Source organism: Pseudomonas sp. B21_DOA (genome assembly GCA_030544685.1).
Taxonomy (GTDB): Bacteria; Pseudomonadota; Gammaproteobacteria; order Pseudomonadales; family Pseudomonadaceae; genus Aquipseudomonas; species Aquipseudomonas fluorescens_AO.
Genome location: CP086683.1, coordinates 2,522,879 through 2,549,876, shown reverse-complemented (window position 1 = coordinate 2,549,876; position 26,998 = coordinate 2,522,879). Strand labels below are relative to the sequence as shown.

23 protein-coding genes and 2 pseudogenes are annotated in these 26,998 nt (G+C 60.1%); 10 read left to right on the top strand and 15 right to left on the bottom strand.

Features of this window, described 5'->3' with window-relative positions:
- Positions 1 to 4: 4 nt before the first annotated feature.
- Together hrpA and aceK are read right to left on the bottom strand one after the other, a co-directional pair.
- The gene (gene hrpA, locus LJU32_11685) at positions 5 to 3,916 is read right to left on the bottom strand and encodes an ATP-dependent RNA helicase HrpA (GenBank protein ID WKV90717.1); all 3,912 of its coding nucleotides are present in this window, start codon (positions 3,914 to 3,916) and stop codon (positions 5 to 7) included.
- Between the two features lie 289 nt (positions 3,917 to 4,205).
- On the bottom strand, positions 4,206 to 5,927 hold the full coding sequence (gene aceK / locus LJU32_11680; protein WKV90716.1) for a bifunctional isocitrate dehydrogenase kinase/phosphatase: 1,722 nt from the start codon (positions 5,925 to 5,927) through the stop codon (positions 4,206 to 4,208).
- 214 nt (positions 5,928 to 6,141) lie between these two features.
- On the opposite strand from aceK, the pseudogene LJU32_11675 reads away from it, so the two are divergent.
- Positions 6,142 to 7,049 (top strand): annotated as a pseudogene (locus LJU32_11675) (DMT family transporter).
- Positions 7,050 to 7,162: 113 nt separating this feature from the next.
- Here the strand turns inward: LJU32_11675 and LJU32_11670 are convergent.
- Positions 7,163 to 8,026 carry a DMT family transporter gene (locus LJU32_11670; protein WKV90715.1) on the bottom strand — a complete coding sequence of 288 codons (864 nt, stop codon included), beginning with the start codon at positions 8,024 to 8,026 and terminating at the stop codon, positions 7,163 to 7,165.
- 400 nt (positions 8,027 to 8,426) lie between these two features.
- Here LJU32_11670 and LJU32_11665 point away from each other — a divergent pair, with 400 nt between their 5' ends.
- Positions 8,427 to 9,020, top strand: coding sequence for a hypothetical protein (locus tag LJU32_11665; GenBank protein WKV90714.1), 594 nt, complete (start codon positions 8,427 to 8,429; stop codon positions 9,018 to 9,020).
- A 238-nt stretch (positions 9,021 to 9,258) separates the two neighbouring features.
- Here the strand turns inward: LJU32_11665 and LJU32_11660 are convergent, their stop codons facing one another.
- Both LJU32_11660 and cysK read right to left on the bottom strand, forming a co-directional pair.
- Positions 9,259 to 10,197 (bottom strand): aspartyl/asparaginyl beta-hydroxylase domain-containing protein, encoded by a 939-nt coding sequence (locus tag LJU32_11660; GenBank protein WKV90713.1) that lies wholly within the window; start codon positions 10,195 to 10,197, stop codon positions 9,259 to 9,261.
- 184 nt (positions 10,198 to 10,381) lie between these two features.
- On the bottom strand, positions 10,382 to 11,356 hold the full coding sequence (gene cysK / locus LJU32_11655) for a cysteine synthase A (GenBank protein WKV90712.1): 975 nt from the start codon (positions 11,354 to 11,356) through the stop codon (positions 10,382 to 10,384).
- A gap of 141 nt (positions 11,357 to 11,497) precedes the next feature.
- On the opposite strand from cysK, the gene LJU32_11650 reads away from it, so the two are divergent.
- A complete protein-coding gene (locus LJU32_11650; protein WKV90711.1) occupies positions 11,498 to 12,574 on the top strand; it encodes a DUF748 domain-containing protein in 1,077 nt (358 codons plus the stop codon).
- Here the strand turns inward: LJU32_11650 and LJU32_11645 are convergent.
- Together LJU32_11645 and LJU32_11640 are read right to left on the bottom strand one after the other, a co-directional pair.
- Positions 12,571 to 13,068 (bottom strand): DUF2442 domain-containing protein, encoded by a 498-nt coding sequence (locus tag LJU32_11645; GenBank protein ID WKV90710.1) that lies wholly within the window; start codon positions 13,066 to 13,068, stop codon positions 12,571 to 12,573. The genes LJU32_11650 and LJU32_11645 overlap by 4 nt on opposite strands.
- Positions 13,056 to 13,286: a DUF4160 domain-containing protein gene (locus tag LJU32_11640; GenBank protein ID WKV90709.1), complete on the bottom strand. Its 231-nt coding sequence runs from the start codon at positions 13,284 to 13,286 to the stop codon at positions 13,056 to 13,058. The genes LJU32_11645 and LJU32_11640 overlap by 13 nt, the downstream gene beginning before the upstream one ends.
- Before the next feature lie 199 nt (positions 13,287 to 13,485).
- Here LJU32_11640 and LJU32_11635 point away from each other — a divergent pair, with 199 nt between their 5' ends.
- Together LJU32_11635 and LJU32_11630 are read left to right on the top strand one after the other, a co-directional pair.
- Positions 13,486 to 14,331 (top strand): MoxR family ATPase, encoded by an 846-nt coding sequence (locus tag LJU32_11635; GenBank protein WKV90708.1) that lies wholly within the window; start codon positions 13,486 to 13,488, stop codon positions 14,329 to 14,331.
- A gap of 12 nt (positions 14,332 to 14,343) precedes the next feature.
- Positions 14,344 to 15,523, top strand: a pseudogene (locus LJU32_11630) (VWA domain-containing protein).
- A gap of 88 nt (positions 15,524 to 15,611) precedes the next feature.
- Here the strand turns inward: LJU32_11630 and LJU32_11625 are convergent.
- The 4 genes from LJU32_11625 to LJU32_11610 all read right to left on the bottom strand — a co-directional run bounded on the left by LJU32_11625 (position 15,612) and on the right by LJU32_11610 (position 19,334).
- Positions 15,612 to 16,535: a biotin-dependent carboxyltransferase family protein gene (locus LJU32_11625; protein WKV90707.1), complete on the bottom strand. Its 924-nt coding sequence runs from the start codon at positions 16,533 to 16,535 to the stop codon at positions 15,612 to 15,614.
- Positions 16,532 to 17,236 carry a 5-oxoprolinase subunit PxpB gene (gene pxpB / locus LJU32_11620; protein ID WKV90706.1) on the bottom strand — a complete coding sequence of 235 codons (705 nt, stop codon included), beginning with the start codon at positions 17,234 to 17,236 and terminating at the stop codon, positions 16,532 to 16,534. The genes LJU32_11625 and pxpB overlap by 4 nt, the downstream gene beginning before the upstream one ends.
- Positions 17,233 to 17,985 (bottom strand): LamB/YcsF family protein, encoded by a 753-nt coding sequence (locus LJU32_11615; GenBank protein ID WKV90705.1) that lies wholly within the window; start codon positions 17,983 to 17,985, stop codon positions 17,233 to 17,235. Before LJU32_11615 ends, pxpB begins: the two co-directional genes overlap by 4 nt.
- Before the next feature lie 62 nt (positions 17,986 to 18,047).
- Positions 18,048 to 19,334: an MFS transporter gene (locus LJU32_11610; protein ID WKV90704.1), complete on the bottom strand. Its 1,287-nt coding sequence runs from the start codon at positions 19,332 to 19,334 to the stop codon at positions 18,048 to 18,050.
- 159 nt (positions 19,335 to 19,493) lie between these two features.
- Between LJU32_11610 and LJU32_11605 the strand changes: the two genes are divergently transcribed.
- Positions 19,494 to 20,408 (top strand): LysR family transcriptional regulator, encoded by a 915-nt coding sequence (locus LJU32_11605; protein WKV90703.1) that lies wholly within the window; start codon positions 19,494 to 19,496, stop codon positions 20,406 to 20,408.
- Positions 20,409 to 20,655: 247 nt separating this feature from the next.
- On the opposite strand, the gene LJU32_11600 is transcribed toward LJU32_11605, so the two are convergent.
- Genes LJU32_11600 through LJU32_11590 form a run of 3 tightly spaced genes read right to left on the bottom strand, consistent with a single transcriptional unit; the run spans position 20,656 to position 22,500 of the window.
- A complete protein-coding gene (locus LJU32_11600) occupies positions 20,656 to 21,198 on the bottom strand; it encodes a DUF2937 family protein (protein WKV90702.1) in 543 nt (180 codons plus the stop codon).
- A gap of 12 nt (positions 21,199 to 21,210) precedes the next feature.
- Entirely contained in the window at positions 21,211 to 21,987 is a 777-nt protein-coding gene (locus tag LJU32_11595) for a class II glutamine amidotransferase (protein ID WKV90701.1), read from the bottom strand.
- A 15-nt stretch (positions 21,988 to 22,002) separates the two neighbouring features.
- Complete coding sequence (locus tag LJU32_11590) at positions 22,003 to 22,500, bottom strand: MFS transporter (GenBank protein WKV90700.1); 498 nt, start codon at positions 22,498 to 22,500, stop codon at positions 22,003 to 22,005.
- Positions 22,501 to 22,734: 234 nt separating this feature from the next.
- Between LJU32_11590 and LJU32_11585 the strand changes: the two genes are divergently transcribed.
- Together LJU32_11585 and LJU32_11580 are read left to right on the top strand one after the other, a co-directional pair.
- Entirely contained in the window at positions 22,735 to 24,789 is a 2,055-nt protein-coding gene (locus tag LJU32_11585) for a S9 family peptidase (protein WKV90699.1), read from the top strand.
- 233 nt (positions 24,790 to 25,022) lie between these two features.
- Positions 25,023 to 25,496, top strand: a complete 474-nt coding sequence (locus tag LJU32_11580) for a cyclic nucleotide-binding domain-containing protein (protein ID WKV90698.1) — start codon at positions 25,023 to 25,025, stop codon at positions 25,494 to 25,496.
- Here the strand turns inward: LJU32_11580 and LJU32_11575 are convergent.
- Positions 25,493 to 25,777, bottom strand: coding sequence for a hypothetical protein (locus tag LJU32_11575; protein ID WKV90697.1), 285 nt, complete (start codon positions 25,775 to 25,777; stop codon positions 25,493 to 25,495). The two genes, LJU32_11580 and LJU32_11575, sit on opposite strands and share 4 nt — an antisense overlap.
- Before the next feature lie 79 nt (positions 25,778 to 25,856).
- Between LJU32_11575 and LJU32_11570 the strand changes: the two genes are divergently transcribed.
- Together LJU32_11570 and LJU32_11565 are read left to right on the top strand one after the other, a co-directional pair.
- On the top strand, positions 25,857 to 26,543 hold the full coding sequence (locus tag LJU32_11570) for a hypothetical protein (GenBank protein WKV90696.1): 687 nt from the start codon (positions 25,857 to 25,859) through the stop codon (positions 26,541 to 26,543).
- 49 nt (positions 26,544 to 26,592) lie between these two features.
- On the top strand, positions 26,593 to 26,964 hold the full coding sequence (locus LJU32_11565) for a YajD family HNH nuclease (protein WKV90695.1): 372 nt from the start codon (positions 26,593 to 26,595) through the stop codon (positions 26,962 to 26,964).
- Positions 26,965 to 26,998: the final 34 nt, after the last annotated feature.

Sequence of the window (26,998 nt, the reverse complement as noted above, 5' to 3'; positions counted from 1 at the left end):
CAGGTCAAGGCTCGACCTGGCTCCACTGTTTGCTCAGGCGCTTGTCCGAAATCGGCACTTTGGTGCCCAACTGCTGGGCGAACAGCGACACGCGGTATTCCTCCAGCCACCAGCGGTACAACTCCAGCTGTGGATCACGCTTGCCTTCCTGCGCATGCTTGGCCGCGCGGGCCTGATATTGCGCCCACAGGCCAGCAAGTTCGCCGCTCCAGACCCGATCTTTCTGCACCTGTGCGCCAAGTTTCTCGAAACGCTGCTCGACCGCTTTCAGATATCGCGGCAACTCCTTGAGCCACTGCATCGGCGTTTCGCGAACGAAACCCGGATAGACCAGATTGCCGATCTGCTGCTTGATGTCGTTGAGTGCCACCGCTTGCGCCAGATCGATCTTGCCCTTGAAGCGTTTTTGCAGACCGTGCCAGATCTTGAGGATTTCCAGCGTCAGCCGCGCGACGCGCTCCGCGTGCTCGGTCCAGTCGCCGCGTTTGCGCTCGGCCAATGCCGCCAATCCGGCGCCATCCCGGGGCAACGGGTCTTCGCCTTCGAGAATGCAGCTGTCGAGGCTGGCCAACAGAATGTCTTCGACCAGCGCATCGACGCGGCCCAGTTCGCGGTACAGCAGGCCCAGTTCAGTCTGTCCAGGCAACTTGCCCCGGAGGAATTTCGCCGGCTCGGCCAGTTGCTGCATCAGCAAGCGCTGCAAGGCGCGACGGTGCTGGAACTCGGCTTCGGCCGGGGTGGAGAAACGCCCCTCCTTGACCGTGCCGCCCTCTTCCACCAGCGCCGGGTACACCGTCATCGACAGCCCGGCGATCTTCTGCTGGGTCTTTTCTGCTACCGGCGCGAAGACTTTTGCCTCGACCGGCTGCTGACTTTTCGCACTCTGCGGCACCGCCAGCGCGGCCTGGCTGGCTTCGGCGAAGCGTGCGGTCAACTCAGCCAAATCGCGGCCTTCGCCAAGGAACTTGCCCTGGCCATCGACGATTTCCAGGTTCATGCGCAGATGGCTCTCAACCTGCTGCGCCGCTTCCGCCCACGCTTCATCGCTGACCCGCGCGCCGGTCATGCGCAGCAGCTCGCGACCGAGCGCTTGCGGCAGCGAACCTTCGGCGAAAGTCATGCGCTGCAACGCGGCCTTGATGAAGTCCGGCACTGGCACGAAGTTCTTGCGCAGGGCTTTCGGAAGGTTGCGCACCAGGGCTATGCATTTGGCCTCAATCAAGCCCGGCACCAGCCATTCCAGACGCTCCGGCGGCAGCATCGGCAGCAGCGGCGCCGGCACGCGCAAGGTCACGCCGTCGCGCGGGTGATTGGGTTCGAAATGGTAGGTCAGCGCCAGTTCCAGATCGCCAATGTGCAACGTGTCCGGGTAATCACGGGCGGTGACTTCACTGGCCTCGCGGGCCAACACGTCTTCTTCGCGCATGATCAGTAGTTGCGGGTCTTTCTGGCTGTTGACCTTGTACCAACTGTCGAAGGTCGCGGTCTGGTGGATCTCCGCCGGCAGACGCGCATCGTAGAAGGCGTACAAGGTTTCTTCGTCGGCGAGAATGTCGCGCCGGCGCGCCTTGGCCTCCAGTTCGTCGAGCTGCTCGAGCAGTTTCTGATTGGCGCTCAGGCATTTGGCCCGCGACTGAATCTCGCCACGCACCAGACCTTCGCGGATAAACAGCTCACGCGACACCACCGGATCGACCGGGCCGTAATGCACCGGGCGGCGACCGACCACGATCAGGCCGAACAGGGTGATCTGCTCATAGGCTACGACCTGGCCGCGCTTCTTCTCCCAATGCGGCTCGAAATGGTTTTTCTTGATCAGGTGCCCGGCCAGCGGCTCGATCCAGTCGGCATCGATCTTGGCGACCATGCGCGCGTAGAGTTTGGTGGTTTCGACCAGCTCAGCAGTCATCAGCCACTGCGGACGCTTCTTGCCGATGCCCGACGACGGATGAATCCAGAAGCGCCGCTGCCGCGCCCCGAGGTAATCGCCGTCTTCGGTTTTCTGACCGATCTGGCTGAGCAAGCCGACCAGCACCGCTTTGTGCAGCTTCGGATAATCCGCCGGCTCCTTGTTCAGGCTCAACTGCATGTCGCGGCAGATCAGGCTCAACTGACGATGAGAATCACGCCACTCGCGCAAACGCAGGTAATTGAGGAAGTTCTTCCGGCACCAGTTACGCAGCGGATTGGCGGTCAGCGCCTGGCGCTGTTCTTCAAAACCACGCCACAAGTTGACCAGCCCGGCGAAGTCGGAATCCGGATCCTTCCATTGCGCATGGGCCTGATCCGCCGCTTGCTGACGCTCCGGCGGACGCTCGCGCGGGTCCTGAATCGACATGGCGCTGGCGACAATCAGCACTTCCTGCAAGCTGCCGAGCTTGGCCGCTTCCAGCAGCATGCGGCCCATGCGCGGGTCGACCGGCAAGCGCGCCAACTGGCGACCGAGTGGTGTCAGCTGACTGTTGCGATCCACCGCCGATAGCTCTTGCAGCAGGTTGAAACCGTCGCTGATCGCCTTGCCGTCCGGCGGCTCGATAAACGGGAACGCGGTGATTTCGCCGAGGCGCAGATGGAGCATCTGCAGGATCACGGCGGCGAGGTTGGTGCGCAGAATTTCCGGATCGGTAAATTCCGGCCGCCCAAGGAAGTCCTCTTCGCTGTACAAACGCACGCAGATACCCGGCTCGACCCGGCCGCAACGACCTTTACGCTGATTGGCGCTGGCCTGGGAAATCGCTTCGATCGGCAAGCGCTGCACCTTGGCGCGGTAGCTGTAGCGGCTGATGCGCGCGGTGCCGCTGTCGATCACATAGCGAATGCCCGGTACGGTCAGCGAGGTTTCGGCGACGTTGGTCGCCAGCACCACGCGGCGGCCCGGGTGCGATTGGAAAATCCGCTGCTGTTCAGCCGGCGACAGGCGCGCGTACAGCGGCAGGATTTCGGTGTGTTTGAGCTGGGCCTTGCGCAACATGTCGGCGGCGTCGCGAATCTCGCGCTCGCCGGGCAGGAACACCAGCACATCGCCGGGGCTGCGTCGTTCGCTGCGCTCGTAGGCGGCGATTTCGTCGAGAGTGGCGAGAATCGCCTGATCGACGGTCAGGTCATCCTCGACCCGGTTGCCCTCTTCGTCCTGCTCCAGGGTCAGCGGCCGGTACCAGGTTTCCACAGGAAAAGTACGGCCCGACACTTCGACGATCGGCGCGTCATCGAAGTGCTTGGAGAATCGCTCCAGATCGATGGTCGCCGAAGTAATGATGACCTTGAGGTCGGGACGGCGTGGCAGCAGGGTTTTCAGGTAGCCGAGGAGGAAATCGATGTTTAGGCTGCGTTCGTGGGCTTCGTCGACGATGATCGTGTCGTAGCGTTCCAGATAACGGTCGTTCTGGGTTTCCGCCAGCAGAATGCCGTCGGTCATCAGTTTGATCAGGGTGTTGGAATCGCTTTGATCTTCGAAACGCACCTGATAGCCGACCAGCGCTCCGAGCGGCGTGCCGAGTTCTTCGGCGACACGGCTGGCAACGCTGCGCGCGGCAATCCGGCGCGGCTGGGTATGGCCGATCAGACCGTGCTGCCCACGACCGATTTCCAGACAGATCTTCGGCAACTGGGTGGTTTTACCCGAGCCGGTTTCGCCGGCGATGATCAGCACCTGATGTTGCTCCAGGGCCTTTTTGATCTCGTCGCGCTTGGCCGCGATCGGCAAACTGTCGTCGTAACGAATCACCGGCAGGCTGGCACGGCGCGCCAGCACCTGATCACAGGACGCCTGCATCCGCGCTATCCATTGGGCCAATTTGGCCTCGTCGGGTTTCTTGCGCAGCTCAAGCAACTGCCGCCGCAGCCGGTGACGGTCAGCGAGCATGGCGTGATCGAGGTTTTTCAGCAGTTTGTCGATGGAGGGCGATTCGTCGGTCATCGGGTAGGCAATTCGGTCGTCTGTTTATGCAGGGGGCGGATTGTCGCAGAAAAGCAGCTGCAAGCGCCAAGCTACAAGCCGCAAGTCACTGAGGCTTTTAACTTGCAGCTTGTAGCTTGCCGCTTGCAGCTGCTCCTTGTTGTGATCGTTCCCACGCTCAGCGTGGGAACGCAGCCGGGACGCTCCGCGTCCCAGAAGCGGACGCGGAGCGTCCGGTGAGGCATTCCCACGCGGAGCATGGGAACGATCGGGGAACTTGCAGCTTGTAGCTTGCCGCTTGCAGCTGCTGTTATTCGTTATCCCGCCCTTTGCGCCGATATGGGAAGACGTCAATCACCTTCCCCGCCCGAATCGCCGCCTGCAAGCCCTTCCAGTAATCGGCGTTATACAACTCGCCGTGCAACTGATCGAACAACTTGCGCTGTCCGGCATCGGCAAACAGGAACGGCGGAAACTCTTCGGGGAACACGTCCAGCGGTCCGATCGAGTACCACGGCTCAGAGGCCATTTCGTCCTCCGGTGTGCGTGGTGCCGGGATGTGGCGGAAGTTGGCTTCGGTCAGGAAGCAGATTTCGTCGTAGTCGTAGAAGACCACTCGCCCGTGGCGGGTGACGCCGAAGTTTTTCAGCAGCATGTCGCCGGGAAAGATATTTGCCGCCGCCAATTGCTTGATCGCCAGACCATAATCCTCCAGCGCTTCACGCACCTGGGCGTCGTTGGCATTTTCCAGATAAAGGTTGAGCGGGGTCATCCGGCGTTCGGTCCAGCAGTGGCGGATCAGCACGGTTTCGCCCTCAACCGAAACCGTAGACGGCGCCACCTCAAGCAATTCCTCCAGACACGCCGGATCGAATTTGCTCAGCGGAAAACGAAAATCGGCAAATTCCTGGGTATCGGCCATACGTCCGACCCGATCGACGCTTTTCACCAGACGATACTTTTCGATCACCGTGGCGCGATCGACGTTCTTCGACGGTGAGAAACGGTCCTTGATGATTTTGAATACGGTGTTGAAACCCGGCAGGGTGAACACGCTCATGACCATGCCGCGCACGCCCGGGGCCATGATGAACTGATCGTCAGTGTTGGCCAGGTGATTGATCAGCGCGCGGTAGAACTCCGACTTGCCGTGCTTGTAGAAGCCGATCGAGGTGTACAGCTCGGCGATGTGCTTGCCCGGCAGAATGCGTCGCAGAAAACCGATGAACTCCGCCGGCACCGGTACATCGACCATGAAATACGAACGGGTGAAAGAGAAGATGATCGACACATCGGCTTCGTCGGTAATCAACGCGTCGATCTGAATGCCCCGCCCTTCGCGGTGCAACAGCGGAATCACCAGCGGCCATTGCTCGTCGCGGGTGTAGATGCGCCCGACCAGATACGCGCCTTTGTTGCGATAGAGCACCGAAGAAAACAGCTCGACGCTTAGCTCCGGGTCCTTGCACACCCAGTCCGGCAGGTTCTCGCGTAATTGCGCTTCGAGCCGCAGCAGGTCGCCAGGCAAATCGGCGTAATCTTCGCTGAAGCGGTAGTCGGCGAAGATACTGGCGAGCATGGCGGACAACTGGCCCTGCGGCTTATAGGTGCGGGTTTGCGCAGCGCGGGCCCGGCGCAGGCTCGGGCGCGTGGTGTGGATGAACATGCAGCCGTCGCTGATCAAGTCGTGGCTGAACAGCCCGCAGAAAATCGAGTTGTACCAGGTTTCGGACAGCTCATCGTCAAAGCGCAGGTCGATCACACTGATGTAGGCGCTTTTCACCAGCGGCCAGCAGCTGACGTTCATCAGGGTTTCTTCGTCGAAATACTCGCGCAGGCGAGCGACGGTTTCGCCAACCTTTTCCTCATACAGACTGATCCGCGCCGCCGACGCGGCCTGCGCCTCCTGCCAGCGCGCCTGTTCGAAGCGCTCGCGAGCGCCATCGGTGATGCGGCGGAAATGTTCGCGGTAATCGTCGAAGCCGGCGAGGATCATCCGCGCGATCTCGGTGGCTGGCCATTGCTGCGACATAAATGAAACCTCGGCGGGAATTCGGTTGGTCTGAGCTTAGTCACGGAAGCGCTCGCAGGAAAAGCGCAATTTCTGCCAAAACCGATACGGGGTTGACCGTTGACGGGGTTTCTCGTGCCGATGCATCGGCAAGCAGAATTAAAAGCCCGAATAGCGGTTGCCATGATCCGGACGCTCGGCAACACTCTCGTCCCGATCAAGGAAGGAGCCCGCCGTGAGCCCTGTCGATATTTTCCGCATGTTGTCGCTGGCCGCTATCTGGGGCGCGAGTTTTCTGTTCATGCGCATCATTGCCCCGGTGATCGGCACGATCCCGACCGGTTTCTTTCGCGTGTCGATCGCGGCTGCCGGGCTGCTGGTGATCCTTGGGCTGATGCGCATCAGCTGGGATTTCAAGGGCAAGCTGAAGACCGTGATGCTGCTCGGCGTGATCAACTCGGGGATTCCGGCGACGCTGTATTCGGTTGCCGCCCAGGTATTGCCTGCCGGCTATTCGGCGATCTTCAACGCCACCACGCCATTGATGGGCGTGTTGATTGGCGGTTTGTTCTTCAGCGAAAAGCTCACGGCGGCCAAGCTCAGCGGTGTGTTCCTCGGCCTGTTCGGCGTCGGCGTGCTGACGCGCGCCGGTCCCGTAGCCTTCGATCTGCAACTGCTGATGGGCGCAGTTGCATGCCTGCTGGCAACCACTTGTTACGGCTTTGCCGGATTCCTCGCACGGCGCTGGCTGGATCAGGCCGGTGGGCTGGACAGCCGTTTGTCGGCACTGGGCAGCATGCTCGGGGCGACGTTGTTTTTGCTGCCGCTGTTCGCCTATAGCACCATCACTGCGCCGCCGGTCAGCTGGGGCGGCTGGCAGGTCTGGCTGTCGCTGCTCGGCCTGGGCCTGGGTTGCACGGCGTTCGCCTACATCATCTATTTCCGCCTGCTCAGCTCAATCGGCCCGGTGAAGTCGATGACCGTGACCTTCATGATCCCGCCGTTCGGCGTGCTGTGGGGGCGTTGTTGCTGGATGAGCCGTTGTCGATGGCGCACATTTATGGCGGCGTGCTGATTGCGGCGGCGTTGTGGCTGGTGTTGAAGCCGGCGGTGGTGAAGCCTGCAAAGATGTCAGTCCGTTAGATTTTCTGCCGCAGATATTCGCGAGCAGGCTCGCTCCCACAGAAAAATACATTCCAATGTGGGAGCGAGCCTGCTCGCGAAAGGCGGCGCAACAAGCGCCACCTGCCTATCGGCTATCCGGTTTTACGGAACACAAATACCAATCCAACAATAATCAGCAGCATTCCCAACACGCTCAACGCCGCCAGCCGATTGCCGAAAATCAGGTAATCCATCACCGCCGTCACCGCCGGCACCAGATAGAACAGGCTGGTGACGTTCACCAGATTGCCCCGCGCGATCAGTCGATACAGCAACAGCGTCGCCAGCACCGACACCACCAGGCCCATCCATAACACCGGGACGATGAAGCCTGCGCTGTGCTCGAAGTGAAACGGCTGGAACGGTACGAAGATCGCGCAGAGCAACAGGCCGGCCAAGTACTGCACTGGCAGCGTACCGAGCGGGTTGTCGGTGATGCGTTTTTGCATGATCGAACCGAGCGTCATGCTCGCCAGCGCCAGCAAACCGAACAGCATCCCAGCCCAGGACATCCCGGCCAGACCGATACCCTGATAGACCACCATGATCAGCCCGGCCAGGCCCAGCGCCAGGCCGAACAGGCGGCTCGCCGAACGCTGGCGCTCCATCAGTACCACGGTGAGGATCGGTTGAACGCCCATGATCGTCGCCATCACCCCCGGCGTGACTTTGCAATCGAGCGCCAGCAGATAAAAGATCTGATAGGCCCCGAGCAACACCAGTCCCGTGGCAATTGCAAACAGCATCGCCTTGCTACCCTTGGGGAGCCTCAATCTCAGCAGCGGCGCCAGCAAGACCAGCCCGCACAGGGCGATGGCGAAGCGAATCAGCAGAAAGGCAAAGGGCGAAGCATGGGCCAGCCCCCATTTGGAGAAAATCGCCCCGCTGCTCCACAGCAGAACGAACAGGCTCGTGGACGTCGCCGCGAGCGCGGACTGTTTCGAAAGGACAAACATGAATACCACCTGTAGTCAGGCAAGAAGCCAACTCAGCCGAAGCTGAAATCCAGTAGCTTTTTCTGGCGGGCGCAGGGGTCAGCAGAAACTGCCGATCAGCCCCGAACACCAATGCCCGGCGGCGATACGACTGCGCACACCGGCGTGCTACTGACAGGTGGAGGGTAATGACTGATCTGCACAGGCTGCTGATTCCCGCACGGCACGACGGCAGCGTTGACCGCTGAATCGACTACCGCGCTGATGAGGGATGCAGGCATGGATACAGATCCACATTGAAGAAATGAAAGCGCGAGCCGGGCGGCTCGGGCGAGCTGACTATAACCAGCTCGCGACACAGATTGCAATGACTTGGGCAAAGGGCCGGTAGCGACAGTCTGGCGTCGGGTGATTAGGGTAAATGGCGGTGGCAATGGATTGTCAGGAGACACGGAATGCAAGAGATCATATGCCAAGGGAACGGACGTATTTGCGGTATCAGGTTTATCGGTCGGAGGCGAGGAAGCGGGCTGCTTCGCAGATTGGCGGCTTACAGGGCCAACTCAAGGCGGCCGACGCTTCGATTATGGATTTATCTCTGATTCGGTTCGAACCGATAAACAGGCATGCGCTGAATGCTTTTGAAACATGGGAAGAACCCTGCTTTTTCTGGCAAGAAGTCATCGCGTGGAAATCACGTGAACCACGCGCATTGGACATCTCTATCTGGTTCGACGGGCAGCTCTGCGGCCTGTGTTTTGCGAACCCGAACAATAGTCGACGAAGATTACGAGTTGTGAGATTGGAAGGACGCCCTGGCGGAACACATCCTTTGAAAAATCGGATAGGACTACTAGCGATGATGGTAATTGAGCAATACGCGCATTTCGTTGGCTGCGATGTTATCGAAATACAAGAGCCGCTGGACGGGGCGATACCCGTTTATCAGAAGCTGGGGTTCAGCTTCGACATCGAAGGCCGCCTTGTCAAAACCTTGGAGAATCCAGTACTGTGAAAGCCAATCAATTACTGATCAAACCGGGAGGCGACATGAAAAAGCGAAACAGAGACCTCCCGAAGCATTGGTCAGATCGCTGAAAACCAGAAGATTGGCTGATCATGAATTGACCGCTAATCAACGGCGTCTCTTACAACTGCTGATCACCGGCATCGAAGATGAGCCCTCAGTGCTTGCCGCTGGCCGATTGTGAAAACCGCTCCTACGGAGCGGTTTTTTTAATTCTGGCCAAACGTTAACCGAACAACCAATACCCCAGCAATGTCAGCACCAGCACCGCCAGCACCGGGCGCATTACCCTGTAGGCCTTCGGATGGCGGCGTTTCCACTGTTTGACCACGCCGCTGAAACGGTCGCTGAAGTTCTTGCTCCAGGCATAGGCCTGGTTGATCCCGCCGACGCGCTCATCATCAAGGTTCTGCGGCGCGGTGGCGCGCTCCAGCCAGCCGCTGATGAAGCGGTTGATCCGGGTCATCAAGCGGTTGCTCAGCGGGCGTTCGATGTCACAGAACAGAATGACGCGAGTCTGATCGGTTTCATTCTTGACCCAGTGCACGTAAGTCTCGTCGAACATCACGTCATCGCCGTCGCGCCAGGCGTAAACCTGACCGTCGACGAAGATCCGGCAATCGTCAGAGTTGGGTGTCGACAGACCGAGGTGATAACGCAGGGAGCCGGCGAACGGGTCGCGGTGCGGGTTGAGGTGGCTGCCGCCCGGCAGCAGCGCGAACATTGCGCCCTTGACGTTCGGTATGGCGCTGACCAGTGCCACGGTTTTCGGGCACAGGGCTTCGGCTGATGGCAGCGGTTTGTCGTACCACTTCAGATAGAAGCGCTTCCAGCCCTTCTTGAAGAACGAGCCAAAACCGGCGTCGTTGTTCTTTTCGGCGGCGCGAATATAGCCCTCGTCAAACAGATGCATGGCTTCGTCGCGGATGGTTTCCCAGTTATCGCGCAGCACATCCAGTTCCGGAAACTTGCTGCGATCCAGATACGGTCTGGACGGCACTGCGGAGAACAGGTACATCAAAGCGTTGTACGGGGCGAACAGCGCCGAGTGGTTGACGAACTGGCGCAATACCGGCAAACGCGCCTTGCCGCGCAAATGCACATAGAGCGTGCTGCCCAGGAACAGCAACAGCACAAACGCCTTGGCGGCAAATGAAACGGTCATCAACGACTCCTTGGATAAAGACAACGCTGCGCAATGCCCTTTTCCCGGCATGGCAGCCGGCCATGATAAACACTACCGGCTCCGGGAAAAACCCGCCTGACACAAGATTCAGTGTTAAGCATTGCGCAACAAAGCCTTTATTAACATACAGCGCCTGAACCTCGGCTGACCTGAATCAACAGGATTACTGCTGGTTCTCCTGCTCGGTGAACAAGTCACTGAACAACATGCTCGACAGATAACGCTCACCCGAATCCGGCAGCACCACGACGATGGTTTTGCCTTGCATCTCTGGTTTCTCCGCCAGACGCACCGCCACCGCCATGGCGGCACCGCAGGAGATGCCGCACAAAATTCCTTCTTCTTGCATCAGGCGCAAAGCCATGGCCTTGGACTCTTCGTCCGTCACCTGCTCGACGCGATCGACCATCGACAGATCAAGGTTTTTCGGCACAAAACCGGCACCGATACCCTGAATCTTGTGCAGGCTGGGCTTGATCTCGTCACCGGCCAATGCTTGCGTGATGACGGGCGAAGACGCCGGCTCGACGGCAACCGACAGAATCGGTTTGCCGGCGGTGTTCTTGATATACCGCGACACGCCGGTAATGGTTCCGCCGGTGCCGACCCCAGCCACCAGCACATCCACGGCGCCGTCGGTGTCGTTCCAGATCTCAGGACCGGTGGTCTTTTCGTGAATCGCCGGGTTGGCCGGGTTATCGAATTGCGCCGGCATGAAATATTTCTCGGCATCACTGGAGACGATTTCCGCGGCTTTCTCGATGGCGCCCTTCATGCCCTTGGCCGGCTCGGTCAATACCAGCTCCGCACCCAGGGCTTTGAGGACCTTGCGGCGCTCGATGCTCATCGACGCCGGCATGGTCAGCATCAGTTTGTAGCCGCGCGCGGCAGCGACGAAGGCCAGGCCAATACCGGTATTACCCGAAGTCGGCTCGACAATGGTCATGCCCGGCTTGAGTTTGCCGCTGCTTTCGGCGTCCCAGATCATGTTGGCGCCAATCCGGCATTTGACCGAATAACCGGGGTTGCGCCCCTCGATCTTGGCCAGGATCGTGACGCCGCGCGGCGCGATGCGGTTGATCTGGACCAGCGGCGTATTACCGATGGAATGGGCATTGTCAGCGTAAATACGGCTCATGGCTGGGTCCTTATGCAGCGTTGAATTCAGCCTTCCAAGGTAAGCCCGTTGCCGATCACAGTCCAGTCGGGTCGAACGTCTGCAAACGCGCGGAGTCAATCGCTTTGAATCGTCAAGCCACACTCTTGAAGGAACAATGGCATGAAACGTCGTTACAGCTGGCCGCTCTGGACCCTGACGGGTGTCGTGGTGCTGCTGGTCGCCCTGCATTTCGCCCTGCCCTATCTGGTACGCGACTACCTCAATGACAAACTTGCGGACATGGGCGATTACCGTGGCCAGATCACCGATGTCGACCTCGCGCTGTGGCGCGGCGCCTACAAAATCAACGGCCTGAAGATCGTCAAGGTCGACGGCAAAGTACCGGTGCCGTTCGTCGATGCGCCGATGATCGACCTGTCGGTAAGCTGGCATTCACTGTGGTACGACCATGCCGTGGTCGCGCAGGTGCAATTTCTCAACCCCGAAATCAACTTTGTCGACGGCGGCCCCAACAAACAGAACTCGCAGACCGGTCAGGGCACCGACTGGCGTGAGCAGTTGGGCAAGCTGCTGCCAATCACCCTCGATGAAGTGCAGATCAACGACGGCCGTATCACCTTCCGCAACTTCAATTCCAAGCCGCCGGTGAACATGAACGCCAGCAACGTCAACGCCAGTATCTACAACCTGACCAATGTGGTCGACAAGGAAGGCAAACGCGACGCGCGCTTTGAAGGCAAGGCGTTGCTGCTGGGCCACGCGCCATTGGAAACCACCGCCACCTTCGATCCACTGAGCAACTTCGAAGACTTCGAATTCCGCCTGCGCGCCCGTGACATCGAGCTCAAACGCATGAACGACTTCGCCGCCGCCTACGGCAAATTCGACTTCAACGCCGGCCACGGCGACGTGGTTATCGAAGCCAAGGCAGAGAAAGCCCGACTCACCGGCTACATCAAACCCCTGCTGCGCGACGTCGATGTATTCAACTGGCAGCAAGACGTCGAAAACAAGAACAAAGGCCTGTTCCGCTCAATCTGGGAAGCGCTGGTCGGCGGCACCGAGACCGTGCTGAAGAACCAGAACAAAAACCAGTTCGCCACCCGCGTTGAACTCAGCGGCAATGTTCACCAGCAGAACGTCAACGCCTTTGAAGCGTTTCTGCAGATTTTGCGCAATGGCTTCATCCAGGCATTCAATGCGCGGTACGAACGGCCGAAGCCAGATGAGGATTAAGTTTTGCGGTTGACGACATATCGACCTGTGTCTTCGGCCGCTATCGATGAACGCTGTTGCAGCGAATCCCAGCCCAGACAGGCCAACGCCAAAGAACGTGGCACTGCTTCACGCCCATTGCTGTAACGGCTGATGCTGCGAGCGCTCACACCGAGCGCTTCGGCCGCATCATTGAGAGAAAGTCCGGTACGGGCGCGCCAATCGATAAAAATGCGCGTGTTCTCATCCTGGGCATTTTGCGCTAGCGCATCCATATACAAGGTGTCTGCACCCATCTGTACGTCGGGTTCAATCCATTCAACGATCCAACCCTCGTCCCCGACTGCGGCAGTCGCAAAGACTTCGCGATCAAGCAGTGGCCGCAGACCTGGATAAGTATGAATATCCGTCCCCAAATCAACTGTCAGTTCCTGACCATTGATAAATGTCAGCGCCAACCTGAAATCCGACAGGACGTGCGCAGATCGCAGACGCGGCCGTTTCATGGGTAACATCGTTTCCACTCCTTCAGTAGTTGCGCCTGATGTGCGCCCACCCAAGCCAACGCTTCTTTGACGATCAGCGGCGGGGCCTTGCCCATCATGACTTCAATCGTTTCCAGGCTGAGCATCACGTCGACGCCGCCACCGGTCAGGTGGACATGGGGCGGTGGGTGATCTTTCTCACGCAGCTGGATGCGGTATTTATCGCGAAACCGGTATTTAGTAGACATGGATTACAAGCTATCGCCAAATCGGCGATACCGGAATACTGGCCATCCGCCGAGACTGAGTCAACATGTGACGCTCCATTCAGAGACTGAATAAGCCGTCTGCGTTCACAGTCGACCGGCGTGCGCGTTATAGTCGGGCATCCGATTTTTCGCCCCCGCCCTGCCCGTCAGGTCGGCGTTACCGTTCGAGGATTTGCAGATGAAGTTCGAAGGCACCCAGGCTTACGTCGCCACCGATGACCTGAAGCTGGCGGTCAACGCCGCCATCACCCTGGAGCGGCCGCTGCTGGTCAAGGGTGAGCCGGGCACCGGCAAGACCATGCTCGCCGAGCAACTGGCCGAGTCGTTCGGTGCCAAGCTGATCACCTGGCACATCAAATCCACCACCAAGGCCCATCAGGGCTTGTACGAGTACGACGCGGTCAGCCGTTTGCGCGACTCGCAGCTGGGCAATGAAAAAGTCCACGACGTGCGCAACTACCTGAAGAAAGGCAAGCTCTGGGAAGCCTTCGAGGCCGAGGAGCGGGTGATTCTGCTGATCGACGAAATCGACAAGGCCGACATCGAGTTCCCCAACGACCTGTTGCAAGAACTCGACAAGATGGAGTTCTACGTTTACGAAATCGACGAGACCATCAAGGCCAAGAAACGCCCGATCATCATCATTACCTCCAACAACGAAAAGGAGCTGCCGGACGCCTTTCTGCGCCGTTGCTTCTTTCACTACATCGCCTTCCCTGATCGCACTACCCTGCAGAAAATCGTCGACGTGCACTACCCGGATATCAAGAAAGATCTGGTCAGCGAAGCGCTCGACGTGTTTTTCGACGTGCGCAAGGTACCGGGCCTGAAGAAAAAGCCTTCGACGTCCGAGCTGGTCGACTGGCTGAAACTGCTGATGGCCGACAATATCGGCGAAGCGGTGCTGCGCGAGCGCGATCCGACCAAAGCCATTCCGCCACTGGCTGGCGCACTGGTGAAAAACGAACAAGACGTGCAACTGCTTGAGCGCCTGGCGTTCATGAGCCGGCGCGGCACCCGCTAAGAGGCTGCTGCCATGTTGCTCAACCTGTTCAACGAAATGCGTGCTGCCAAGGTGCCAGTGTCGGTGCGCGAGCTGCTCGACCTGATCAACGCGCTGAAACAGCGTGTGACCTTCGCCGACATGGACGAGTTTTATTACTTGTCGCGGGCGATCCTGGTGAAGGACGAACGCCATTTCGACAAATTCGACCGGGCGTTCGGCGCCTACTTCAATGGCCTGGAGAAACTCGACGATCACTTGCAGGCGCTGATTCCCGAAGACTGGCTGCGCAAGGAATTCGAGCGCTCGCTGAGCGACGAAGAACGCGCGCAGATCCAGTCCCTTGGCGGGCTGGACAAGCTCATCGAGGAATTCAAGAAGCGTCTGGAAGAACAGAAGGAACGCCACGCCGGCGGCAACAAATGGATCGGCACCGGCGGCACCAGCCCGTTTGGCTCCGGCGGTTTCCAACCCTGAAGGCATCCGGGTTGGCGACGCCGGCAAGCGTCAGGGCAAAGCGGTCAAGGTCTGGGATCAACGCGAGTACAAGAACCTCGACGACTCGGTGGAGCTGGGCACGCGCAACATCAAGGTCGCGCTGCGTCGATTGCGCAAGTTCGCCCGCCAGGGTGCGGCGGAAGAACTCGATATCGATGGCACTATCGACCACACCGCCAAGGACGCCGGCCTGCTGAATATCCAGATGCGCCCGGAACGGCGCAACACGGTGAAGCTGTTGCTGCTGTTCGACATCGGCGGATCGATGGATGCGCACGTGAAGATCTGCGAAGAACTGTTCTCGGCCTGCAAGACCGAGTTCAAACATCTGGAGTACTTCTACTTCCACAACTTCATTTATGAATCTGTGTGGAAGAACAACATGCGCCGCACTTCCGAGCGCACCTCGACCCAGGATCTGCTGCACAAGTATGGCGCCGACTACAAAGTGATCTTCATCGGCGACGCCGCCATGGCCCCGTACGAAATCACCCAGGCCGGCGGCAGCGTCGAGCACTGGAACGAAGAGCCGGGTTACGTGTGGATGCAGCGCTTCATGGAAAAATACAAGAAGCTCATCTGGATCAACCCGTATCCGAAAGATACCTGGGGCTATACCTCGTCGACCAACATCGTGCGCGATCTGATCGAGGATCAGATGTATCCGCTGACGTTGCGCGGGCTTGAGGAAGGGATGCGGTTTCTTTCCAAATAATCGTTAACCCGACGAACGCCTTCGCGAGCAGGCTCGCTCCTACCTTGGAATGCTTTTACCTGTGGGAGCGAGCCTGCTCGCGAAGCTTTCAGCGATCTTTAAAGCGCTGCAAATACTCGACATGCTCGCGGTGCGCAACGTCCTGCACCACTGGTCTCAATCTCACCTTCGCTCCCGGCAGGCACTGCGCCAATCGCGCCAGTGCCAGCGGCGTCAACGCACCCAGGCGCGGATAGCCGCCAATGGTCTGCCGATCATTGAGCAACACAATCGGCTGCCCGTCCGGCGGTACCTGCACAGCGCCCAAGGGAATGCCCTCGGAAATCATCGGCGCGCCCTGATATTGCAACGCCGCGCCGAGCAGGCGGATGCCCATGCGGTCGGCGCGACTGTCGATGGTCCACGTGCTGTTGAACACATCGAACAGGCTTTGCCCGCTGAACTGGCCGATCTGTGCGCCCAAGACCAAATCCAGTGGCATATCCATTTTGAAATCCGGCCGCAGTGTTGCAGGCATTTCCCGCTCCGCCACCACTTCTCCGCTGTAATCGAGCGCCGCCCCTTTGGCGAGCGGTAGACCCATGCCATCAAGCCCGCCAAGTTCTTCACGCACCACCGTGGCACTGCTGCCCAGTACCTTCGGCGCAGTGAACCCACCGGGAGCGGCCAGATAAGCCCGGGCGCCGAGCAAGGGCTGGATAAACCGCAATGTCTGCCCTTTCGCCAATTTGAAACTGCGCCACGGCGCCAGCGGCTGGCCGTCAACCTGCGCGCCGAGATCCGCGCCAGCCAGCGCCAGCAGGCAATCCTCCTCAGCCACCACGGCAAACCCGCCCAGAGTGATTTCCACCACCGCAGCATCCAGCTCATTACCCAGCAGCCAATTGGCCCAGCTCATCGAACACCAGTCCGCCGCGCCACCCTGGGTCACGCCCAGATGTCGCACGCCAAACCGCCCGGCGTCCTGCAACAGGCACAGCGGTGTGCTGGCTCCGATCATCAATCGACTCATGCCAACGCCTCCAGTGGGGTGTCGTCGCCGCCCAAGCGTATGAATTCAGCGTGATCGACCGCTTCGAAGCGCACCGTGTCGCCAGGCTGCATCAGGCTGTAACCGTCGCGATGGCGATCGAAGAGTTTTGCCGGAGTGCGGCCGATCAGGTTCCAGCCACCGGGCGAGACCACGGGATATGCCGCCGTCTGCCGCTCGGCGATACCGACGCTGCCGGCGGCGACTTTCTTGCGCGGTGTGTTGAGCCGTGGCGCGGCGAGCATTTCCTCGACCAGCCCCATGAAGGCAAAACCCGGCGCAAAGCCAAGGGCAAACACCTGATATTCCCGTGCGCTGTGGCGACGAATCACCTCCTCCACCGCTAGCCCGCTACGTTCGGCCAACAGACTCAGTTCCGGGCCGACACTGAGGTCGTACCAGACTGGCAAGACGTGACACTGCCCACCGCTTCGCGCATTCGGCGACAGATCGACCAGCGCTTCGGCGATCAATTCACGCGCCTGAGCCGGACTCAACAGGGTCAGATCGTAATGCACCATCAACGTGGTATAGGACGGCACCAGATCGATCAACTGTGCACCAAACGCCGTACGCAAACGCTCGCTGGCGGCAAGCATCCACGGCATGTTGGCTTCGGCAATTTCATCGAACAGACGCAGCATCAGGCAATCCAGCGCCACCACTTCAACTCGTGGATTCATGACGCACTCGACTGCTGCAAGGCCTGGCGAATGCGCTGCACGGCGGCCACCGAACTGGCGTTGTCGCCGTGTACGCACAAGGTATTGGCATGCAGGACCAAGGCGCTGCCATCGCTGGCGGTGAGCTCACCGCCAGCGGCGATGGTCAGTGCTTGCCCGATGATCTTTTCGGCCTCGTGATGCACCGCGCCCGGCAATTGCCGCGAGACCAATCGACCCGCGCTGTCGTAGGCGCGATCGGCAAAAGCTTCGAACCACAACGTTACCCCGTATTCATCACCGATTTGCTGCGCTGCGGCGTTGTCACGGGTTGCCATCAACAACAGTGGCAGGTTGCGGTCATACGCGGCCACGGCCTGTACCACCGCGCGCAATTGCGCCGGGTTGGCCATCATGTCGTTGTACATCGCGCCGTGGGGTTTGACGTAACTCACGCGTGCGCCATGCGCCTTGCAGATGCCGTCGAGAGCGCCGATCTGGTAATGCAGGATGTCTTGCAGCTCTTGCGCGGAATAGGCCATGGAGCGCCGGCCGAATCCGACCAGATCCTGATAGGCAGGATGCGCGCCGATCTGCACGCCGTGCTCAAGGGCCAGCGCCACGGTTTTGCGCATGATGCTCGGGTCACCGGCGTGAAAACCACAGGCAACGTTGGCGCAATCGATGAAGGGCATGACCTCGGCATCCAGACCCATGGTCCAGCTGCCGAAGCTCTCGCCAATGTCGCAATTCAATAGCAGGCGGCTCACGGTGAACACTCCTGTAGCTGCTGATCTTTTTATCTGTAGGACATTGCTGCGCAGGTTATCAGTTACTGCGCGTCGAGTTGCTTGCCACGGGTTTCCGGCAGACTCAGCGCCGCCAGAATCACCACACCGTAGGACACCGCTGCGAAGGCGCCGATGCCCATGCTCAGCGGGACTTTCTGGCTGAGCAGGCCGATCAACAGCGGAAACAGTGCTGCCAGCGCGCGGCCGATGTTGTAGCAGAAACCCTGGCCCGAGCCGCGAATCCGCGTGGGGAACAGTTCGGTGAGAAACGCACCCATGCCGCTGAAAATCCCCGAGGCGAAGAAGCCCAGCGGAAAGCCCAGCCACAGCATCACGCCATTGCTGACCGGCATCTGCGTGTAGAGCAGAACGATGGTGAACGAGCCGACCGCGAACAGAATGAAATTCTTCTTCCGCCCGAGCAGGTCGGTCAGATAAGCGCTGATCACGTAACCGACGTAGGAACCGACGATCACCATCGCCAGATAACCGCCGGTGCCGAGCACGCTCAGACCGCGTTCGTTCTTGAGGAAAGTCGGCAGCCAGGAGGTGATCGCGTAGTAACCGCCCAGCGCACCGGTGGTCAGCAAGGAGGCGCGAAACGTGGTGAAGAGCATGCCAGGGGCAAAGATCTCGTAGAACTTCGCCGGGTTTTCCGGGGTTTGCGCAGCTTTGGCTTCGCGATAAATCTCAGGATCCTTCACCAGGCGACGGACGAAAATCACGAATATCGCCGGCACGATGCCGAGGATGAACAGCGCGCGCCAGGCATCTTCCGCTGGCAACACCGAAAACAGCAGCGCGTACAGAATCGCCGTCAGGCCCCAGCCCAGCGCCCAGCCGGATTGCACCATGCCCACCGCTTTGCCGCGATCCTTGGCGCGGATCACTTCACCGATCAACACCGCGCCGGCGGTCCATTCACCGCCGAAACCGAAGCCCATCAAGGTGCGGGCGATCAGCAATTGTTCGTAGTTTTGCGCGAAGCCGCAGAGGAAGGTGAAGAAGGCGAACCACAGCACCGTCAGTTGCAGGGTGCGCACGCGGCCGATGCGGTCGGAGAGAATCCCGGCGACCCAACCGCCGATGGCCGAGGCGATCAGGGTGCTGGTGTGAATCAGCCCCGCTTCGCCAGTGGTGATGCCCCACATCGCGATCAGCGTCGGCACAACGAAGCTGAGCATCTGCGTGTCCATGCCGTCCAGACCGTAGCCGATCTTGCAGCTCCAGAACGTGCGGCGCTCCTGCTGGTTGATGTTGCGGTACCAGTCGAACGGCCCGGGGCGCGTTACAGGTTTGGATAACGGGAGGGTGTCGGGAGCACTCATGGCAAATCTCCGCAGGGCTTTTATTGGTCTTGTTCGAAGCTCCGACGACGCCTATCGTGGGAACCGGATGCGCCGATTTTTCGTCGCCCTGCCCTGCGCCGTCCAACGAATAAAAACCCGCCCTAGGCATAAGAAAAATTTGTCAGCCGAGCCTTGTCCATGAATCTGAAGTTTCTCGAGACCTTTGTCTGGGTCGCGCGCCTGAAGAGTTTTCGCCTGACCGCTGACAAGCTGTTCACCACCCAGGCATCGATTTCCAGCCGCATTGCGGTGCTCGAAGGCGAGCTCGGCGTGAAGCTGTTCCTGCGCGATTCACGCGGCGTCAGCCTGACCCCGGAAGGCTTGAAGGTGCTCGATTACGCTGAACAGATGCTCGACACCATGGCGGCGCTGAAACAATCGATCGAAACCCGTTCGAGCAAGGTCGGGCGGGTGCGTATCGGCGTGATGGACACAGTGATCCATACCTGGCTTAGCCCGCTGGTGGCGCAGATGACCGATCTGTACCCACGGGTGGAAATCGAATTGGTCGCGGATACCGCGCTGAACCTCTGCGATCAACTGCAAAAAGGCTTCCTTGATCTGGTCCTGCAAACCGATCTGGTCCGTCACGAAAGCGTGCGCAGCCTAGAGCTGGCCAGCCATCCGCTGGGCTGGATTGTCGCGAGCAATTCGATCTACAACCGTGACTACGCCGACCTCGCCGAACTGGCACAGGAGCGGATCATCACCTATTCGAAAAACTCACGACCGCATCAGGATATCGTCGCGCTGATGCAGGCCAGCGGCGTCATGGCGCCACGCTTGAATTGCGTAAACTCGGTGTCGGCGATCACCCGGTTGTTGCGCGACGGCTTCGGTATCGGCGCGCTGCCGCCGGTGCTGGTGACGGAGGAGCTGGCGCGGGGCGAATTGATCTTGCTCGACATCGAGCAGCGGCCGGCGAATCTGCCGGTGGTGGTGTCGTGGCGGGTCGGGGTTGAGTGGGTCGAGGAGATTGTGACGTTGTGTCAGCAGGTCTTGGCGGGGTATGCGCACAAGGTCGGCAAGGACTACATCACCCTAACTGAATGATTACGTGGCGAGGGATTTATCCCCGCTCGGCTGCGCAGCAGTCGTGATTGCGGCCAACGCGGTCTTTCAGAGGTACCGCATTTGCAGGTTTTGGGGCTGCTGCGCAGCCCAACGGGGATAAATCCCTCGCCACAGAACCCACTCACCACAGAACTCATTCACCACAGAGCCCATTCGCCACAGAGCCCACTGACCACAGAATCGCCATGCCATAAAGCCTCTGTTGCCAGAGGGGATTGAGCAGGTCTTACAAACCGCGGACGTCGCGATCTTCGATCGGTCGACTCTGGCGCAGGCGGCGGCCGCCGAGGACGACCCAGTCGATCAGGCGGAACAGGCATTCGATGCCGAACGACAGCAGCAACGCGCCGCTCATGCCCCAGATCATCGCCTCGGGCGTCAGCAGGATCTGGTAGCTGTAGCCGTTCCAGGTTTCCTTGCGAATATCCGGATCAGCCGCCAGCACCACTTGCAGGAAACGCACGTACCAGGGCCCTTGCATCGCCTGGAATTGTTTATCCAGCGCGACCTGGCGGGTAAGCAAGGTGTTCAGGCTGTCGGCATCGCTGCGGAAAATCGGGTCTTCGCTGGCACGGTAATGCGCGACCAGCGCCTGCATGTCGCCTTTGAAAAACTGATCGGCCGTGCCTTGGAAACCACGCAGGCCGGTCTGCGCTTCGATCAGGTGCGCTTCGACACGCTGGGCGTAATCGTTGATGAATCCCGGCACCTGGACACCGATCAACAGTCCCGCCGCAAACAACACCAGCCGTAGATAACTGAGCAACATGGGTGCAAATCCTTATTCGGTCTTGCCCTGGCTGACGCATTCGCCGCGTCGCCACAGGCTCCATTGGCCCGGTTCGTAGCGGGTCCAGGTTTCATTTTCGGTCAAGGGCTCGGTAGCGATTACGGTGACCACGTCGTTGGGCGTGGTTTCGGCCTGGAAGTCGACAATCACATCGACATCCTTGAGCCGCGCCGGGCCGAACGGGGCGCGCCGAGTGATCTGGGCCAGTTTGGTCGAGCAATAACAGAACAGCCAGTCGCCGTCGCTGAGCAGGCAATTGAACACACCTTTGCTGCGATATTCGGCGCAAGCCGCGACCAGATCCGGCAGCAGCACTTCGATATCGACCGGTTCCGGAAACGCCGCACGGACACGGTTGAGCAGATCGCAGAATGCCGCTTCGCTGTCGGTATCGCCGACCGGGCGGTAAAAACTCTTGATCGGGGTGAAGTCAGCGAGCTGGCCGTTGTGCGCGAAACACCAGTTGCGCCCCCACAGCTCGCGGACGAACGGGTGGGTGTTGGACAGGCAGACCTTGCCGACGTTGGCCTGGCGGATGTGGCCGATGACCACTTCGCTCTTGATCGGATAACGCTGGACCAGATTGGCCACTTCCGACTCGCTGCTTGCTGCCGGATCCTGAAACAGACGCAAGCCGCGCCCTTCGTAGAAGGCAATGCCCCAGCCGTCGCGGTGCGGGCCGGTGCGGCCGCCGCGCTGCATCAGGCCGGTAAAGCTGAACACGATGTCGGTCGGCACGTTGGCACTCATGCCCAGTAATTCACACATGTGCGGACTCTCGGGTTACAGACGCGGCTCGACCCGCATGCGCTGCGGATTGTTCGGCACCGGCGGGCGACCGTAGCGGTCGTCACCGGCGCCGCCGAACGGTTGATCATCGTCGCGCTCTTCGGCACGGGCGGCGGCCTTGGCGGCCTCGGCGCGTTCACGCCGCGCTGTCGAGGCGCGCTCGATCGGCAGGCGGATCAAGACAAAAACCAGATAAACGCCGAAGGCGATCATGCCGTACATGAACAGATCGGAAACCGCGCGCCAGGCGTTGTTGCCGACCTTGAACAGCATGTCCAGGGCGGTGATGGCGATGGCCGGTGCCACTTTGGCTTTCACCGGATCGACGATGGTCGGGCTGAACAGCAATACTGCCATCAGCACACGCAGCGGCTCGCGCAGCCAGCGCCACATCCAGGTGGTCAGGCGCATCCATACCAGCAGGCAGCCCACGGCGGCAAAGGCGTAAAGGCCCCAGGCGATCAGATAGTCGTTCTCGGTCATGGTGTCCATGGCAAGGCAGGCAAATTGGCGCTTATAGTAACGACTTTTCGCCCATGCGGCTTGTCCCAATACCAGACGACCACTGTTATCCCTGTGGGAGCGAGCTTGCTCGCGAATGCGGTGTGTCATTGCAGCAAAAGTCATCTGCCAGGACGCCTTCGCGAGCAAGCTCGCTCCCACAGGGCTCTGCGGCGGTTTCAAAATACGCGAAACCTTTATCCGAATATTGTCCGAGAGCCTTCCATGCCCGAATCCGCCAATGTCATGACTGCCCCAATTGCCCAGCGGGCGCCCGGCGCCGACCCGTATGCCTGGCTGCAGGAGCGCGACACCGACGCGGTGCTCGACTACCTCAAGGCTGAAAACGCTTATCAGGAAGCGCAAACCGCCGATCAGGCCGAGCTGCGCGAAAGCCTGTTCAACGAGATCAAGGGCCGGATCCTCGAAACCGACCTGTCCCTGCCCTCGCCTTGGGGCCCGTATCTGTATTACACGCGCACCACCGCCGGTGACGAATATGCCCGGCACTACCGCAGCCCGCGCCCGGCGGACGACAGCCTGACCCTCGATGAAAGCCGCGAGCAACTGTTGCTCGACCCGAATGCGCTGGCCAATGGCGGCTTCTTCTCGCTCGGTGCTTTCAGCATCAGTCCTGATCACCAGCGCCTGGCCTACAGCGTCGATACCTCGGGCGACGAGGTCTACACGCTGTTCGTCAAAGAGCTGTCCAACGACAAGGTCAGCGAACTGGAATTCGAGGACTGCGACGGCAGCATGACCTGGGCCAACGACAGCCTGACCCTATTCTTCGGCGTGCTCGACGACACCCATCGCCCGCATAAACTGTTCCGCTATCGCCTCGATGGCACTGCCGCTGAAGAAGTCTTCCACGAGCCGGACGGGCGGTTCTTCCTGCATTGCTACCGCGCCAGCTCCGAACAGCAATTGCTGCTGTCACTGGGCAGCAAGACCACCAGCGAAGTGTGGGCGCTGGACGCCAACCAACCGCACCTGCCGTTCAGCTGCCTGGCGCCACGGGTGGAGGATCACGAATACGACGTCGACCACGGCCTGCTTGATGGCGTCTGGACCTGGTTTATTCGCACCAACCGCGACGGCATCAATTTCGCCCTGTATCAGGCTGCGGACACCGGCGTACCGCCGAGCGAAGCCGAGTGGCAGAGCCTGATCCCGCACAACGACGAAGTGATGCTCGACGGCGTCAGCCTCAACGCAGAGGCAATGACCTTGAGCCTGCGCGAAGGTGGCCTGCCGATCATTGAGGTCCACCCGCAGGGCCTGGCGCCGTATCGCGTGCAGTTGCCCGATGCGGCCTATAGCCTCCATGTGCAAAACAGCCTGGAATTCGAGAGCGATCGCATTCGTCTGCGTTACGAAGCGTTGAATCGTCCGGCCCAGGTGCGCCAGTTGATTCTCGCCAGCGGCGAGCAAACGGTGCTCAAGCAAACGCCGGTGCTCGGCCCGTTCGATGCCGACGCCTATGTCAGTCAGCGCCTGTGGGCCACCGCCCCGGATGGCACGCAGGTGCCGATCAGTCTGGTGATGAAGCGCGAGATGGTCGGCAAACCGGTGCCGCTGTATCTGTACGGTTACGGCGCCTACGGGTCGAGTCTCGATCCGTGGTTCTCCCACGCGCGCCTGAGCCTGCTCGAGCGCGGCATGGCCTTTGCCATCGCTCATGTTCGTGGCGGCGGTGAATTGGGCGAAGCCTGGTATCGCGCCGGCAAGCAGGAACACAAACACAACACCTTCAGCGACTTTATCGCCTGCGCCGAGTTTCTGATCCTCAACGGCATCACCACGGCGGAGAAACTGGCGATCAGCGGCGGCAGCGCCGGTGGTTTGCTGATCGGCGCGGTGCTCAATCAACGCCCGGATCTGTTCGGCGTGGCGATTGCCGAAGTGCCGTTCGTCGACGTGCTCAACACCATGCTCGACCCTGAGCTGCCGTTGACCGTCACTGAATACGACGAATGGGGCAATCCGGAAGAACCGGACGTCTATGATCGGATCAAGGCTTACGCGCCGTACGAAAATGTCGCGGCGCAGGCTTATCCGCCGCTGCTGGTGATCGCCGGCTACAACGACAGCCGCGTGCAGTATTGGGAAGCAGCCAAGTGGGTAGCGAAATTACGCGCGACCAAGACCGACGACAACTTGCTGCTGCTCAAGACCGAACTGGGCGCCGGGCATGGCGGCATGAGCGGGCGCTATCAGGGATTACGTGACGTAGCGCTCGAATATGCATTTGTGTTCAAGGTTTTGCAGATTGCCTGAGGAACTCTGTGGGTGGCTTGGGTCTTAACAGCAGACCCTTATGGCGAGGATTTATCCCCGTTGGGCTGCGAAGCGGCCCCAAAACCTGCAAACTCAGTATTCCTGAAGCACCGAGTTGGCAGGATTTGCGACTGCTGCGCAGCCCAACGGGGATAAATCCCTCGCCACAAAAGCCCATTCCTACGGGATCCGTGTATAGCCTTGAAATGTGATAACAAAAAGACCGCATCGACATGTCCGAACCGACCTTTCTGAACAACGAAATCCGCGACTGGCTGATGGACTGTGGCCTGTTCGATCAATTGCAGCTGGCCGACTTTGCGGCCGCTTCCGGTTACTTCAGCATCAGCACCGTGGCTGAGGGCGAGGCGATTTTTCGCGAGGGCGATGCCGGCAGCTTCATGTGCATCATCCACACCGGCCAGGTCGCCGTGCAGAAAACCGGCGCCGACGGCCAGGTGATCACCATGGCCACCCTGCGCAGCGGCCGCGCCTTCGGTGAAATGGCCGTGCTCGATGGCGAGCGCCGTTCGGCCACGTGTATCGCGGCGAGCAATTGTCAGTTGCTCAATCTGGGCAAGGACTCGCTGGAAAAAATGCTCAACGACGCGCCGAAAATCGCCGCGAAGATCATCCGCGCCCTCGCTGTCTCGCTGTCCAAACGCCTGCGCATGGCCGACGGCCAACTCGCTGCGCAACAGGTTTAACCGCCGGGAGATTTGACCTTGTTGCCGTTCGGCTCGATGCCCGGCACCGGTTGATCCTTGCTCGGCGGGCTGGGCATTTCGATCGGTACCAGCGGCGGGCTGCCGCTGCCGGCGCCCGATTTCGGCAGAGTGATCGGAGTGATCTGCGGGTACGGCGTCGGCGTTGCAGTACCGGGCGAGCCGGGTTGCGGCATCGGGCTGACCGGAACGCTTTGCTGGGCCTGCACTGCAGTAATCGCGAGCGCGGCCAGGGTAATGACCGTTAGAATGGTGCGCTTCATCAAGGGCTCCGTTTGGCCTTAGTCTGTGCTCAGGCTACTCCCAACGCGCCTGCTTGCCTTCCCCCTTGTAGAGATTTCCATGAAACGTTTCGTTCTGCTCGACACCACCCCGATCCCTGAAAACGGCGGTGCCCTGTGCCTGTTCGAGTACGGCGAGGACTTCGTCATCAAGATTCAGGGCGGCGATGGCGGGCAGTTGATGAATACGCGCATGCACGGTTCCGAAGATGCACTGGCCGAGATTCCCTGCCGCAAGGTCGCCGGCCGGCCGCATTCGCGGGTGTTGATCGGGGGCCTCGGCATGGGCTTCACCCTCGCCTCGGCACTCAAGCATCTGGGTAAATCCGCCGAAGTAGTGGTTGCCGAACTGGTGCCCGGCGTGGTCGAGTGGAATCGCGGCCCGCTCGGGGAGAAATCCGGCCGGCCATTGCTCGACCCGCGCACAGGGATCCGCCAGGAAGACGTGGCCAACGTGCTGCAAAGCGAGCCGAACGGTTTCGACGCAATCATGCTCGACGTCGACAACGGCCCTGAAGGCCTGACTCAGAAGGCCAACAGCTGGCTGTATTCCGCCGCTGGCCTGAATGCCTGCGCCAAGGCGCTGCGTCCCAAAGGCGTGCTCGCCGTGTGGTCGGCCAGCGCCGATCGGCAGTTTTCCAAGAAATTGAAGAAGGCCGGTTTCAAGGCCGAAGAAGTCCAGGTCTTCGCCCACGGCAACAAGGGCACCCGCCACACGATCTGGATTGCCGAGAAGCTCAAGGGCTGAGCTAAACTCTGCGCATAACCGTCATCAGTCTTTCTGCAAAGGTGAACCCATGAGTTCGTCCACCCCCACCAACACGTCGAAGCTGGACCGCATCCTCGCCGACAACCAGCGCGACAAGGAAATGGGCTACCGCGACAAGGCCCTGAAGATGTATCCGCACGTCTGCGGCCGCTGCGCTCGTGAGTTTTCCGGCAAGCGCCTGAGCGAACTGACCGTGCACCACCGCGACCACAACCACGACAACAACCCGCAGGACGGCTCGAACTGGGAGCTGTTGTGCCTGTACTGCCATGACAACGAACACTCGCGTTACACCGATCAGCAGTATTTCGGCGACGGCTCGCTGAGCACACCGAAAATCGCCAAGGCCACGCATAACCCGTTTGCCGCTCTGGCCGGTCTCATGAAAAAAGAAGATTAAAGTTCTTCATTGGCCTGACTGGCCCTTCCCGAGC